Source organism: Chloracidobacterium sp. N, assembly GCF_018304765.1.
Classification (GTDB): domain Bacteria; phylum Acidobacteriota; class Blastocatellia; order Chloracidobacteriales; family Chloracidobacteriaceae; genus Chloracidobacterium; species Chloracidobacterium aggregatum.
Map to the genome: position 1 here is coordinate 2,271,959 of NZ_CP072642.1, position 13,557 is coordinate 2,285,515.

The 13,557-nt window shown below is 61.3% G+C and carries 15 protein-coding genes; 11 read left to right on the forward strand and 4 right to left on the reverse strand.

Annotation, left to right across the window (positions count from 1 at the left end; genetic code table 11):
- Positions 1-18 precede the first annotated feature (18 nt).
- The 5 genes from hisA (at position 19) to J8C05_RS09545 (ending at position 3,818) form a co-directional block, all read left to right on the forward strand.
- The gene (gene hisA / locus J8C05_RS09525; RefSeq protein WP_211421971.1) at positions 19-771 is read left to right on the forward strand and encodes a 1-(5-phosphoribosyl)-5-[(5-phosphoribosylamino)methylideneamino]imidazole-4-carboxamide isomerase; all 753 of its coding nucleotides are present in this window, start codon (positions 19-21) and stop codon (positions 769-771) included.
- A gap of 51 nt (positions 772-822) precedes the next feature.
- Positions 823-1,509 carry a helix-turn-helix transcriptional regulator gene (locus J8C05_RS09530; protein ID WP_157850607.1) on the forward strand — a complete coding sequence of 229 codons (687 nt, stop codon included), beginning with the start codon at positions 823-825 and terminating at the stop codon, positions 1,507-1,509.
- Positions 1,496-2,575 (forward strand): Mrp/NBP35 family ATP-binding protein, encoded by a 1,080-nt coding sequence (locus J8C05_RS09535; RefSeq protein ID WP_211421972.1) that lies wholly within the window; start codon positions 1,496-1,498, stop codon positions 2,573-2,575. Before J8C05_RS09530 ends, J8C05_RS09535 begins: the two co-directional genes overlap by 14 nt.
- Before the next feature lie 4 nt (positions 2,576-2,579).
- On the forward strand, positions 2,580-2,801 hold the full coding sequence (locus tag J8C05_RS09540; protein WP_014100438.1) for a hypothetical protein: 222 nt from the start codon (positions 2,580-2,582) through the stop codon (positions 2,799-2,801).
- Between the two features lie 252 nt (positions 2,802-3,053).
- Positions 3,054-3,818, forward strand: a complete 765-nt coding sequence (locus tag J8C05_RS09545; RefSeq protein ID WP_211421973.1) for a glycerophosphodiester phosphodiesterase — start codon at positions 3,054-3,056, stop codon at positions 3,816-3,818.
- Here the strand turns inward: J8C05_RS09545 and J8C05_RS09550 are convergent.
- The gene (locus tag J8C05_RS09550; RefSeq protein ID WP_211421974.1) at positions 3,805-5,268 is read right to left on the reverse strand and encodes a trypsin-like peptidase domain-containing protein; all 1,464 of its coding nucleotides are present in this window, start codon (positions 5,266-5,268) and stop codon (positions 3,805-3,807) included. The two genes, J8C05_RS09545 and J8C05_RS09550, sit on opposite strands and share 14 nt — an antisense overlap.
- Before the next feature lie 142 nt (positions 5,269-5,410).
- Between J8C05_RS09550 and larC the strand changes: the two genes are divergently transcribed.
- Complete coding sequence (larC, locus tag J8C05_RS09555; protein WP_211421975.1) at positions 5,411-6,754, forward strand: nickel pincer cofactor biosynthesis protein LarC; 1,344 nt, start codon at positions 5,411-5,413, stop codon at positions 6,752-6,754.
- 116 nt (positions 6,755-6,870) lie between these two features.
- A complete protein-coding gene (locus J8C05_RS09560) occupies positions 6,871-7,584 on the forward strand; it encodes an inorganic pyrophosphatase (protein WP_058866852.1) in 714 nt (237 codons plus the stop codon).
- A 71-nt stretch (positions 7,585-7,655) separates the two neighbouring features.
- On the opposite strand, the gene J8C05_RS09565 is transcribed toward J8C05_RS09560, so the two are convergent.
- Together J8C05_RS09565 and J8C05_RS09570 are read right to left on the reverse strand one after the other, a co-directional pair.
- A complete protein-coding gene (locus tag J8C05_RS09565) occupies positions 7,656-8,381 on the reverse strand; it encodes a hypothetical protein (protein WP_211421976.1) in 726 nt (241 codons plus the stop codon).
- A 163-nt stretch (positions 8,382-8,544) separates the two neighbouring features.
- A complete protein-coding gene (locus J8C05_RS09570; protein ID WP_246840691.1) occupies positions 8,545-9,399 on the reverse strand; it encodes a formylglycine-generating enzyme family protein in 855 nt (284 codons plus the stop codon).
- A 288-nt stretch (positions 9,400-9,687) separates the two neighbouring features.
- Between J8C05_RS09570 and J8C05_RS09575 the strand changes: the two genes are divergently transcribed.
- Positions 9,688-10,266, forward strand: a complete 579-nt coding sequence (locus tag J8C05_RS09575) for a thioredoxin family protein (protein WP_014100447.1) — start codon at positions 9,688-9,690, stop codon at positions 10,264-10,266.
- 55 nt (positions 10,267-10,321) lie between these two features.
- On the forward strand, positions 10,322-10,978 hold the full coding sequence (locus J8C05_RS09580; protein WP_211421977.1) for a riboflavin synthase: 657 nt from the start codon (positions 10,322-10,324) through the stop codon (positions 10,976-10,978).
- 17 nt (positions 10,979-10,995) lie between these two features.
- Here the strand turns inward: J8C05_RS09580 and J8C05_RS09585 are convergent, their stop codons facing one another.
- On the reverse strand, positions 10,996-12,444 hold the full coding sequence (locus J8C05_RS09585) for a M16 family metallopeptidase (RefSeq protein WP_211421978.1): 1,449 nt from the start codon (positions 12,442-12,444) through the stop codon (positions 10,996-10,998).
- Positions 12,445-12,834: 390 nt separating this feature from the next.
- On the opposite strand from J8C05_RS09585, the gene J8C05_RS09590 reads away from it, so the two are divergent.
- Both J8C05_RS09590 and J8C05_RS09595 read left to right on the forward strand, forming a co-directional pair.
- Positions 12,835-13,143, forward strand: coding sequence for a nucleotidyltransferase family protein (locus J8C05_RS09590; protein ID WP_014100450.1), 309 nt, complete (start codon positions 12,835-12,837; stop codon positions 13,141-13,143).
- Positions 13,130-13,468, forward strand: a complete 339-nt coding sequence (locus J8C05_RS09595) for a HepT-like ribonuclease domain-containing protein (RefSeq protein WP_211421979.1) — start codon at positions 13,130-13,132, stop codon at positions 13,466-13,468. The genes J8C05_RS09590 and J8C05_RS09595 overlap by 14 nt, the downstream gene beginning before the upstream one ends.
- Positions 13,469-13,557 lie beyond the last annotated feature (89 nt).

Sequence of the window (13,557 nt, forward strand, 5' to 3'; positions counted from 1 at the left end):
CGTTCCGGGTTGAATCTTATGTCACAGGGCTTTGAAGTCATCCCGGCGATTGATTTACGCCACGGCAGATGTGTCCGTCTGCGGCAGGGAGAAAAAACCAACGTTACGGTCTATGCCGATGATCCTCTGGCTGTTGCCCGGCAGTGGCAGGAAGAAGGCGCCACATGGCTTCACGTCGTCAATCTGGACGGCGCTTTTGAAGATGGCGACGCTGAAAACCTTACGGCCACGGCGCGGCTGGCGCAGCACCTTGACCTTCCAATCCAGTTCGGCGGTGGCATCCGCCACCCGGCCGACGCTGAACGGCTCTTTGATCTCGGCGTCAAGCGCATCATCCTCGGCACGGTGGCTGTCGAGCAGCCGGAGGTGCTCGATCAGTTTCTGGCGCGGTTTGGCCCGGCGGCGGTCGTCGTCGGGATTGACGCCCGTCAGAACCGCGTGGTCACCCATGGGTGGCAGACCGACAGCCAGCACACGCCCATCGAACTGGCGCTTCAGGTCAAGGCGCAAGGCGTCGGGCGTGTCATCTACACGGACGTTGCCCGGGACGGCATGCTCAGCGGCGTCAATGTCGCGGCCACGGCGGAACTGGCACGGGCAACCGGGCTTCAGGTCATCGCTTCAGGGGGCGTGGCTGAAGTGGCAGACATTCAGGCGCTGGCCGCCACCGGTGTGATTGAAGGGTGTATCGTCGGCAAGGCGCTGTATGAGCAGCGTTTCACCCTGGGTGAAGCCCGGCAGGCCGCGCAGCGTGGGATTTTGGAAAAATAAAAAGTTTTTTATTGACAAAAATCCCCCTTCTACGGCATGCTCCGGCCTGCCATGACAACGTTTTCGGCGCTTCTCAAAGAACATCGCAGTGACATCATCCGGCTGCTCAAGCAGCACGGTGAAATGACGAACGAGGCACTGGCGGCTGCCTTGGGGTTGACCCGTGTCAGCACGCGCCGTCACCTCGAAATCCTGGAGCGCCAGGGGTATGTGACCTACCGCGCTGTTGCCCACGGGCGCGGGCGACCAAGTTACTACTACTCCCTGACGGCGCAGGCCGCGGAGCTTTTTCCCCGCAGTTATGACGTTCTGGCGTGTGAACTGCTCCAGATGACCCACGAGTGCTTTGGCCGGGAGGGCATGCTGCGGGTCATCAGCGCCCGCGCCGAGCAGGTGCTGCGGCATCTGGCGCCGCAGTTGGCACCGCTGGATTTTGCCGCGCGTGTAGCAAAACTCGCAGAGTTTCTCATCGAGCGGGGGTATCTTGCCGAGTACGAAGCTCTCCCCGATGGTTCGTTCCGGCTCATTGAGCGTAACTGCCCAACCATTAACGTCGCCACGGCTTTTTCGGAGTTGTGTACGCAGGAACGCCAACTGTACGAAGCGTTATTGGGGGGTAAAGTCGTTCGTGAGCAACGGCTTGCGGACGGCGACGGCGCCTGCGCCTACCGTATCTTTCCACCTTCGCAGCAACCTGCGACCGACCCACAGGAACGATCCCGTCATGCGAATTCTTGAACAGCAAGTCCTCGACGCACTCCGGGCGGTCCACGACCCCGACTTGCACCGGGATGTCGTCTCACTGGGGATGATTCGGGACGTGACGATTGACAACGGGGCCGTGTCCTTTCGCTTTGTCCTGACGACCCCGGCCTGTCCGGTCAAGGAGCAGCTCGAACATCAGGCGCGGGAGGTCGTGGCGGCCATTCCCGGCGTCAAACAGGTGACAGTCAAAATGGAAGCCCAGGTTCCGCAGGGACGTGGCATCCCGGAAAAGGCCGGTATCCCCGGCGTGCGCAACATCATTGCCGTCAGCTCCGGTAAAGGCGGTGTCGGCAAATCCACAGTCGCCGTCAACCTGGCCGTGGCGCTGGCCCAGCGCGGCGCGCGTGTGGGATTGCTCGACACGGACGTATATGGCCCGAACGTTCCCATCATGATGGGCGTTATTGAAGAGCCACGGGTACGGGGCAACAAGATCATCCCCCGCGAAGCCCACGGCGTGAAGTTTATGTCCATTGGGCTGATCAATCGCGGCGACAAGCCGGTCATCATGCGCGGGCCGATGCTCCACGGCGTGGTGCAGCAGTTTCTGCGGGATGTCGAATGGGGCGAACTGGATTACCTGGTGGTGGACATGCCGCCCGGTACCGGTGACGTACAGCTTTCCCTGGCGCAGCTCGTGCCGGTTTCCGGCGCCGTGCTGGTGACGACCCCGCAGGAAGTGGCGCTGTCCGATGTGCGCAAGGCGTTCAATATGTTCAAGCAGGTCGGCATCCCGGTTTTCGGGATTGTCGAAAACATGAGCTACTTCACCCACCCCAACATCCCCGAACCGATCTACATCTTCGGGCAGGGTGGGGGCGAGAAAATGGCCAAACAGTTTGAGACAGTTTTTCTCGGCGAAATCCCCCTGAGTATCGAAGTCCGGGAAGGCGGCGACAGTGGCGTGCCGGTCGTCGTTGGTCACCCCCAGAGCACGCAAGCCAAAGCCTTTCAGGCCATTGCCGAACGACTGGCCGCCCAGGTTTCCGTGGCGGCAATGGCTTCCCCTGAACTTCCTGAACTGAACCTTGGAGGGTAAAGACATGGGACAGATGGTCAAAATTTGTGAAGAAAACCGCTTTTCCACCTTTGTCAAAAGCAAGAAGTCCGAAGGTTATCGTGACTTGGAGCGTTGGCAGCGGTGGTTTGCCGAACGTGGGATTCCCTCTATTATCGCCAGCACTGCCAGCGGTTACGCCCTGTACCGCAACGGACTCATCCAGGTGGACATCCACGACGATAGTCCGGCGCGGGCAGCAGCCTGACCTCGTCTGAACCATTCTTCCCCACAATGGGGAAGAAGCCCCCTTCCCGATTGGGAAGGGGGCTTCCGATTCACAGCGCGTTGTGATCGAGGCGGGTTGACGGATTTCGTTTCGTGGCAGGAAACGAAATTTGCTGGGTTTTTGACGACCCATGCCCTGCCGTCACAGGGCAACTGAACTAACGCAGTTATACACCTCTTGGTTCCAACTGGCAACCCGGTTTCCTCCCTTTTACGCAGGTCTGGCTCCTTTATGTCTCCCGCCTCCCGGCGCCCAGTGGTTTTTGGACACCGTGGCGCGGCCGGCACCTGCCCGGAGAACACTCACGCGGGTTTTCAGCAGGCGTTTGCTGAAAGGGCCGATGGGATTGAACTCGATGTGCACTGCTGTGCGTCGGGTGAGGCCGTCGTCATCCACGATGAGACGGTTGACCGCACCTCGGATGGCACCGGGCGGATTGCCCATCTCTCCCTGTCTGACCTGCGCGGCTTTGACTTTGGGCGGGGGACAGGCTTTGGGCGTGAAACCATCCCTACGCTCGAAGAGGTCTTTGCCCGGCTTCCGGCGGACAAACTCATCAACGTCGAAATCAAAAACGACGACCTGCACAGCCACGGGGAAGAGCGCGCCGTGGCACAGCTTGTTGCCCGGTTCGGTCTGCACGGGCGCTGTCTGGTGTCCTCATTCAATCCTCTGGTGCTGTGGCGGCTTCAGCAGGCTGATGCCCGTCTGTCCCTGGCCTATCTGTACCGCCCGCAGTCGCGCTGGTATTTGCGCCATCTCCCGGTCACCTGGTGGCTCCGGTTACGGGCGCTGCATCCACACCACAGGCTGGTTACGGCGCACGGGGTGGCGCAGGCGCACCGCCGGGGGCTTCAGGTCAACACCTGGACGGTCAATGATGAAGCCGACCTGGAGCGCGTGGTGGCCTGTGGCGTGGATGGCATCGTGACCGATTACCCGGCGCGGGTCGTGGCCTGGCTGGATGCCCGGATGGAACGGCTCACGGCAGCGTGAACGAAAAGAAGTTGGTGACGGCGCGGCGTTCGCCCTGTGGCGTCCTTCCGAGCGGACGGCTCACGGCCAGCACCAGGTCATCGCCCGGACGCAGCGTGCCCAACCGCGCCAGAAACTCATCCACCGTCCGCACCGTGTGCCGATTCACTGCTGTAATCAGCATCCCTTCCTGCAAACCGCTTTCCGCCGCCAACCCCACCGGGCTGATTTCCGTAATCAGGACGCCATTCTGCCCGGCATACAGGTCCTTGACGCCAAGCTGCATGAGCTTCAGCGGTGAAGCATCCGCCACATTCAACCCCAGGCGGCGCAGGGCTGTCTCCGGCTCCTCCGGCAGTGCATCGCTGGACGGTCCACCGCGTCGCTCGAACCGCGGGCGCATGGTACGCACCGCCGGCGATACACGCTCTTCCGTTCGGAGCATCACCGACGTCGGCTTACCCTCCCGGAAGTAACGGACTTCCACCGTAGTGTCGCCGGGGGTTGCTGCCAGTTCACGAATGAGGTCCCGTTCGCTGGTAATGGGTCGTCCGGCATACGCCACCACGACATCCCCACTGCGCAGCCCGGCAGCATAGGCCGCACCACCTTCTTCGACGTGCTGGATGAGCGCCCCGTGGTCATTGGGCAGGCCGTACACCCGCGCGAATTGCGGTGTGACGCGATCCACCTGCACGCCCAGCAAACTGCGTGAAACCTGTCCCCGCTCAATCAACTGGCGGACGACTTCGCGCACCGTCGCCGACGGCAGGGCAAACCCAATGCCGCTGTAGCTCCCGTCGCGTGAAGCTATCTGCGTGTTGACGCCGATGACTTCACCAGCGAGGTTGAGCAGTGGGCCGCCGGAGTTGCCAAAGTTGATGGCAGCATCGGTCTGGAGAAACTGTTGCAGCGTATTCCGCCGGTCGGTCACACGGTCCTTGGCGCTGATGACCCCCGTGGTCACGGTCTGATCCAAACCAAAGGGACTGCCAATGGCCACGACCCACTCGCCGACCCGCAAGGCATCTGAATCGCCAAACGCAAGCGGCTGAATGTCGGCGCGTCCGATGAGCTTGAGAACGGCGAGGTCTGTTTCGGCGTCGCCGGCCACCAGGCGTGCCGGGAGTTGCGTGCCATCGGCCAGGCGTACGGTCAGGCGTGTGGACTGCTGGACAACGTGGAGATTCGTCACGATGTGACCTTCACGGTCAATGACAAAGCCCGAACCGGTTGCCCCGCCCATGCCACGCGCCAGGCTGGGTCCGGCGGCACGGATGTTGACCACGGCCGTCCGCGCCTGCTGGGCAACACGGCTGAAAGCCAGACTGAGGGCATCAGCCGTCGGGTTGGGCATTGCCCGGGAAACCGGCCACCGGGCAGGAGGCCATCCCCACAGCAACCCCACGCCGGCGACGGCCAGGACAAAGCCGACGCCCATCCAACGGATGCGCTGCCACCTCGTTGCCATCCTCTTTGCCCTCCCCGGTGAGACTGGTTGTGACGGCTGTTCAGAAGTCGGCACGTTGCGTTACCGAACAGACTTGCATCATGGCAGTAAGCGCCCCATGGTGCAGCGTCGAATTCCATCCGCGCAAGTGAGAAACGCCCGCATGTCCACGGTTCACGCCCGTCACCTTCACTTCGATACGTTTGCCGGTGCCAGCGGCGACATGATCATCGGCGCCCTGCTGGATGCCGGCGCTTCCTTTGACCGCCTCCAGTCCGACCTGGAACAACTTGGCCTCGGCGGCTATACGCTTTCCCTGCGCCGCGTCCGGCGTGCCGCCATTGACTGCGCCAAATTCGATGTGTGCCTCACGGATACTTCTGATGCCGAAGCCATCCCGCACCGGCATCCGCACGAAGGCCACCATGAGCATCATCACCCTCACCCGGAACCGCATCACCACGAACCGCACCCACCGGAGCCGCACCATCACGGGCACCGGCACGGGCGCGGTATCCGTGAAATTCTGGCCCTTCTGGATGCCGCCAATCTGAACGCGCGGGTCAAAGCCCGGGCCGCAGCGATCTTCCGGCGACTGGCTGAAGTCGAAGGGCGCGTCCACGGCATTCCCCCGGAGGATGTTCACTTTCACGAAGTCGGTGCGGTGGATGCCATCGTGGACATCGTGGGTGCATGTCTTTGCCTTGAGCAGTTGGGCGTCGAACACGTCACCTCCTCACCGTTGCGTGTTGGTTTTGGCTTTGTCGCCTGCGCGCATGGGCGCTACCCGATTCCGGCTCCGGGCACGGCGGAACTGCTCAAAGGCGTGCCGTTTTATGCCGGCGACGTGGAAGGCGAATTCACAACGCCGACCGGCGCCGCCATCATCACCACCCTGTGCCGGAGCTACACCCGGACGCCGCCGTTTACCGTCACCCACACCGGCTACGGTGCCGGCACGCGCGACACGCCGGGACTTCCCAATGCCCTGCGGGTGTTTCTCGGCACGGACGGGCAGCCGGACGAGCGCCCGGATGAAGAGACGCCGTCCCTCCAGCGTATTTCCACCCTTGAAGCCAACCTGGATGACCAGTCGCCGCAGGAACTGGGCTACGTTCTGGAGCGGCTGCTCGCTGCTGGCGCGCTCGATGTGTTTTTCACGCCTGTCTATATGAAGAAAAACCGGCCGGCGGTGCTGCTGAGCGTCCTCTGCTGCCCCGCAGACGAGGAGCGGCTGACGCAGCTCATCTTCCGTGAAACCACGACTCTGGGCGTCCGGGTACGTCCCGCGCTGCGCCACATCCTGCCGCGCCGGCAGGTTCGCGTCGTCACGCCAGACGGCGAAGTGGAGGTCAAGGTAGCGACACTGGCGGACGGCACGGAAAAGGTCAGCCCGGAATATGAAGCCTGCCGCCGTCTGGCGGAAGCGACGGGACGCCCGCTGCAGCAGGTCTATGCTGCGGCGCGTGAAGCGTACGAAAAGCAACGAACTGCCAGTGCAGAATAAGCACGAAACCCACAGCCGCACCGGCCGGAGGAGTCACCCACCGCGTCACGGTTCATCATCCGTGCGATGTCCCCCGCCGTGCGGACAAATGTTTGAGGAGACTGGATATAGCCGTCATGGACAAAACACTGGAAGCCATTTTGTGGAAGATGATGCGGACTCTGTTCAAAGCCCACCCGTGGCATGGCGTCTCCATCGGCGAGCAGGCCCCCGCGCAGGTTACGGCCTACATTGAAATCGTGCCGACGGACGCCATCAAATACGAACTCGACAAGATGACCGGGCACCTCAAGGTTGACCGTCCGCAGAAGTATTCCAACCACTGCCCGACGCTCTACGGACTGATTCCCCAAACCTACTGTGGCAGGCGGATTGGAGCATTCTGTGCTGAACGCACCGGGCGGACAGACATGGCGGGCGACGGCGACCCCCTCGACATCTGTGTACTGACCGAGAAGCCCATCCACCACAGTGACATTCTCGTGCAGGCCATCCCGATTGGCGGGTTGCGGATGATTGACGGCAACGAAGCCGACGACAAAATCATTGCCGTGCTCCGCAACGATGAAGTCTATGGGGAATGGCGCGACATTTCAGAGTGCCCGAAGAACCTGGTCGAGCGGCTGCGGCACTACTTTCTGACCTACAAGGAAATTCCCGGCGCCACCGAGCGGCGTACGGAAATCACCCACATCTATGACGCCGCCGAAGCGCAACACATCATCCAGTTGAGCCGGGAGGATTACCTGGAGTCGTACGGTGAGTTTGAGACCCTGCTCAACCGGGCGCTGGCCGGCGGAGGCGCAGAAGCACAGGCCATGCGCGCCTAAGCTATGGCGGCCCGTGAAGCACCTCCTCCATCTCCCCTGCGACAACGCCCGGTCGGCGTATCTGATCAGAACTACTTATCCTTGGGCGCCGGTCTCAGGTAGTTCAGCATGATGCCTGTCTTCTTCAGCTCTTTGTTGGGCATCGCCGAAACCATGACCACCTCACCGGATTGACGGCGGGCGCTGACGGCCTGGGTCTCACCGGAACCCGTGCGGACGACGGTGAATTCGCTGTCCTTGAGCAGCTTCTCATAGAAATTGGCCACGGTTTCCGGTGCATCATCCGAGGCCATGATGAGGCGCCCGGCCAGTGTGTTCGGATTTTCAGCCTGAAGGTTGTTCTTGATTTCCGCGTTGGGGTAGATCACCACCCACGGCGGCAGGTCTTCCGGCTTGACCTCCTTGATGCCGGGCTGAGCCTGCGGCTGGGCCTTTTGCGCGCGCGCCTTCTCCCGCTCGCTGGCACGTTTGTAAAACTCGTCCATCGGGAGCGTTTCGGTCTTCCCGGTCTTTTTGTCGCGGAAGGTGATGGTTTTCTTCTTTTTGTCGGTCGAGATGATCTCCAGTTCATCCTCGGCCGGCGCAGCCTCGGCTGGCGGCGCTGGTGATTGCTCGGTCGGGGCCGCCTGAACAGCGGGCTGCTGGTCGGGCGGCTTGGGGGTGTCCTTGGTGTCGCACCCGACAAGCACCAGCGCAACGGCGCTGAAACTGAGAGCCAGCAGCCCGCGTCGCAGGCCCGGTTCTGAAGGAACGGAAGAAAATGCAGCAACAGGTGAGAACAAAGGTGCAGACGGCACGGTGACAATTCCTCTCCTCTGAAAAAATCAAGCCGTCTTTTTTACCAGCCAACACGATTTTTAGAAAGAGGGTAAGGGCCCGCCTGATACACAGGGGGCCGGAAGCCAGCATATCGCCCTTTTGCCAACACTGGCCAAAAGCCCACTCGGCCGAATGCCGGAGCTAGCGAACACTGGCCGCCACCCGAAAGCCAACCGAATCGAGCCTGAGTTCAGGGTCGAGTTTGTAGCGTACGGCTGACCGGCAGGCAGCAGCATTGGCAAAGTAGGAGCCACCGCGAATCGCCCGCCAGGTGCCATTCGTCGGCCCGGTCGGGTCCTCACCGGGCGTTTTTTTGTAGTAGAGGTCATCGTACCAGTCCTGGCACCACTCCCGGACGTTCCCGTGCATGTCGTGCAGGCCAAAAGCGTTGGGTTCTTTCCGCCCCACCGGGTGGGTCCTGCCGCCGGCGTTGTCGAAGTACCAGGCCGTGGCATCGAGATTGCCCGCATATTTGCCGCTTCCTCCGGCGCGGCAGGCATATTCCCATTCGGCTTCCGTCGGCAGGCGGTAGAAGAACGGGTCGTCCGCATCATTCAGACGCTGAAGAAAGGTTTGCACGTCCTTCCAGGAAACGCTGTCCACGGGCAGGTCGTCGCCGACGAACTTGCTGGGGTTGTTGCCCATGATCTGCTTCCACTGGGCCTGGGTGACTTCGTATTTGCCAAGGTAGAAAGGCTGGCTGATCGTGACCCGGTGCGCCGGCTGCTCATCCGGTTCACCACCGGCTTCCCCCATGGTGAACTCGCCGGCCGGAATGAGTACCAGTTCAATGCCGGCCACGCCCGCCATGGTCTTGGGCAGGTTGTTGAGGTCAAGCGGTTGGGCTTTGCTTTTCGCCCGCGCAGCAGCGCCGGGTGTACTGCCGGCGGCCGGCGTCGCCTCCCGATCACAGCCGGAGGCGAGAAAGCAACTCGTCCACACGACACACCAACCGACCAGGATTGGCAACCGGTTTCCCAACAAAGCACTTCGCATTTTCCAGTCTCCTCAGTTCCTGCGTGTTGCGTCTGGCAACAGCACCAGAAGCTACTCGTTGTCGTGGCTTTGGAAGCCAACACGATAGGATGAACTCTTGAGGGTGAACTTTTCAGGAACAGCATGAGACAGGAAAAAGCTTAATACCGTGTTACGAAGCCGGATTCCCAGCGGAAGTCACAGCCTGGCCACCGCACCGGACGGTTCATTCGAGTTTTGTTTGCGCACCAGTGCTCTCCCGGCTAGAACTTCCGCATCACGCCTTGCGCACAAGGGAGGCACTCATCCATGGCCTTGACGCCATCCACCATGCTGGCGCTGGGAACGCCGCTGCCGGATTTCACGCTGGCGGATGTCACCACCGGACGCCCTCTGTCACCAGCCACCTTTGCCGACTGTCCGGCGCTGCTCGTGATGTTCATCTGCCGCCATTGTCCTTACGTCAAGCACGTCCAGCGGGAACTCACGGCACTGGCCAATGAGTATGTCGCCAAAGGCGTCGGCGTCCTCGCCATCAGCTCGAATGACGCCGCCACCTATCCCGAAGACGCGCCGGAATCGCTGAAAGCCATGGCGCAGGAACTCGGTTTCCAGTTTCCCTACGCCTATGATGAGACCCAGGAAGTAGCCAAAGCTTTCCAGGCAGCCTGCACCCCGGATTTCTTTGTCTATGACCGGACACGCAAACTCGTCTATCGTGGGCAGATGGATGACAGCCGCCCCGGCAACGGCCTTCCGGTTACGGGGCAAGACCTGCGCCGGGCGCTGGATGCGGTGCTGGCCGGTGAGCCGCCGCTGGACGGACAAAAGCCCAGCGTCGGCTGCAACATCAAGTGGCGGCCGGGCAATGCGCCGTCCTATGCCTGATCCGGTGTTTGAACAAGGGTGTACCTGACGAAGGCAGGCCTGAACGAGGGCGAGTATGTTTACCGGCATCATCGAGGAAGTCGGCCATCTGGAACAGCTCCGGCGGCGCTCTACCGGCGGCGTTCTGTCCATTGCCGCCAGAACCGTTCTGGAGGGCACGCACATCGGCGACAGCATTGCCGTCAATGGCGTCTGCCTGACAGTGACTTCCCTGACCGGCACGGGCTTTACGGCCGACGCCTCCGAAGAAACCCTGCGGGTGTCCAACCTGGGCCAGCTCACCCCCGGCGCAGGCGTCAATCTGGAGCGGGCCGTTGCCGTCGGCGCGCGCCTGGGCGGACACATCGTGCAGGGCCACGTGGACGCCATCGGCCGCTTTCTTTCGCGCCGTCCCAGTGGAAACGCCGTCACGATGCGCTTTGGTTTTCCGCCGGACATCGGACGCTACCTCGTGCACAAGGGCAGCATTGCCGTGGATGGCGTCAGCCTGACGATTGCCGCGCTCGGCGAGGACTGGTTTGAAATTGCCGTCATCCCGACGACGCTTGCCTGGACGACGCTGCCCCACCTCACGCCCGGCGCGCCCGTCAACCTCGAAGCCGATGTGCTCGCCAAGTACGTCGAACGCCTTTTGCAGTATTCATCGTCTTCGTCATCACCTTCGTCGGCGTCCCGGCTGACGGCCGAGCACCTGCGCGCGCTGGGTTACTAGGCAGCCGGGCAAAACGGTCAACGCGCCGCAGCCAGGGCCCGTTGCTCACCAATGAGTTCGGCTTCGGTCAGCTTCAGACTGGAAGCCGCTTCGGGCGACATCAGGGCAACAGCGACGTGGGGCTGCCCCAGGATGTAGCGGCGAAGGTAGCGCTGAATGTCGGCCCGCGAGGTTTTCCGCAGGGTTGGCAGGTAGCCGCGAAAGTAGTCCAGTCCGGTTGAAGCCCACCAGAAACTCAGCGAGTGAACGTGCTCGCTGACCTTCTCCCGCGAAAACAGGTCTTCGGCTTCAAGCAGGGTTTTGGCCACGCTGAGTTCTTCATCCGTGAAGTAGTCGGCGTCGGCAAAATGTTCGATTTCGGCATAGATGGCGCGCAGGGCGGCGCGGGCTTTCTCCGGTGTGGTTTGCAGCGTGAGGGTAATCGGGCCGACGTTGCGCTGGGTCAGGTAAATCAAATCCACGCCGGTAGCGAGACCGCTGTCCACAAGCGCCCGCTGGAAACGACTGTTTGGCTGCCGCAGGATGAACGAGAACACATCTGCCGCGTAGGTGGCCGCATCGTCCCTGCCAATCGAAGGGCCGTGCCAGCCGATCTGAATGGTGACGTTCTGCACGGGCTGCGTCACCACGACGCCTTCACTTGCTTTCAGCGGCGGATGTTCCACCAACGGGTACTTTTTGAACGGGTCTTCACCACGCGGCCAGTCTCCGAAATACGTTGCCACGAGGCGAAAGGCCTCTTCGGGTTCGACATCGCCGGCAACGAGGACGGCAGCGTTGTTCGGCACATAGTACCGCTGCTGGATGAGCCGCATCTGATCGGTTGTTGCCGCAGCCACGGTTTCGCGCGTCCCAAGGGGATTTTTGCGGCTGGTGTAGGTCGCAAACAGCCGCCGCGTCATTTCGGTTGAAAGGTAGTAGTAGGGATTTGACTCATTGCGGTCTATTTCGCCCAGTACGACTTCTTTTTCGCGGGCAAATTCCTCCTCGTCGAAAGCCGGGTACAGGGCGGCATCCCGCATGAAGCGCAGCGCCGTGGGCAGATGCCGGCTGAGCGTGGTGAAGTAGTAGTTGACCAGCTCGGTGTTTGTTGTGCCGTTGTAAATGATGCCCAGTTCGCCAATGGTGCGCAGGTAGGTTTCCTGATTTTTCACGGCCCGGTTGGCCTTGAAGAACATGTGCTCATAAAGGTGCGACAGGCCGTTGAGTTCGGGCGGCTCGGTGAAGGAACCGTTGCGGCAGGCAAGTTCAATCGTCACCAGCGGTACGGCGTGGTCTTCATAGACGATGACTTCGAGGCCGTTTGGCAGTTGGCGGTTGAAAAGCTGGGCGTACTCCGGGGCCGGGGCATCCAGCGCTTTGGCGGGAGCAGGTCTTTGGGCAGCGCGCTGGCTGCTGCCCGGCGGCAGGGCGGTTCCTACGGTTGAAAACCAGAGCGTCAGGCAGATGAGAAACCAAAGGCGCATGGTGCAGGTATTTCCGGTGTGGGAGCGTGGAGTACGGCGGCGGCAGGAGCCGGCCCGGAGGGCATCTTGGCGGGACGCGGCCGGGGCGTCAATGTCGTCGGCGGCTGTGGCGACCCCGCCGCAGGTTGACCATCCCGACTCAGGCACGCTGGGAAGTCCCTTCGTCGGACTCGTGATCCAGAACCCGCAAAGACAACAACGCGCAAGGTGTACACTGGAACCGGAAAACAACCTGCCGGGGCTGGATGTGCAGAAGCGGCGCGTTGGTGACGATGAAGGGCGTGTTCTCCGGTCTGTCGCAAGCTTACGGCAACAGCGGTTCGCACATCTCTGGTGCACGATCAATGGATCGGCTACTCAAAGAACACCGGTTCGCAACGTTGGAGGTGCATGATGCACGAGCGGATACGATTCCCCAAAGACCAGGTTGCTGAGTTCTGCCGCCTTCACCACATCCGGCGTCTGGCAGTATTCGGTTCCGCCTTGCGTTCCGATTTCAACGAGAACAGTGACATTGACATTCTGGTTGAGTTCGAGCCGGAGCACATCCCTGGACTGTTTGGCATAGCGCGTATGGAGCGCGAACTTTCAAATCTTCTCGGCGGGCGCAAGGTTGATGTACGCACGCCGGAAGACCTGAGCCGGTATTTTCGTCAGGACGTGCTGAATGAAGCGGAGGTGCAGTATGCGCAGGAATGACCGTATCCGCTTGCAGCACATGCTCGATGCCGCCCGGGAAGCTATCGAATTTGCTCAAAACAGCCGCCGTCAGGATTTGGACAGCGATCGCAAGCTGACGCTTGCCTTGGTCAAGGATATTGAAATCATTGGCGAAGCGGCTTATCGAATCACGGAGGATACACGACACACTCTGCCAGAGATTCCATGGGAAGATATTGTCGGCATGCGCCACCGGCTGGTTCATGCCTACTTCGACATCAACCTGGATATTCTCTGGAAGACCGTGCAAGAAGACCTTCCCCCACTTACGCGGATTCTTTCCGAGTTATTGGGCGAGAAATAAGCAAGCCCAATAGCATCCAGCAATGCGTCAAGCTGAAAAATCACCTCGTTCGGCTGACGTGACTGAACAGCCTGCTGGGTTATAAAAGC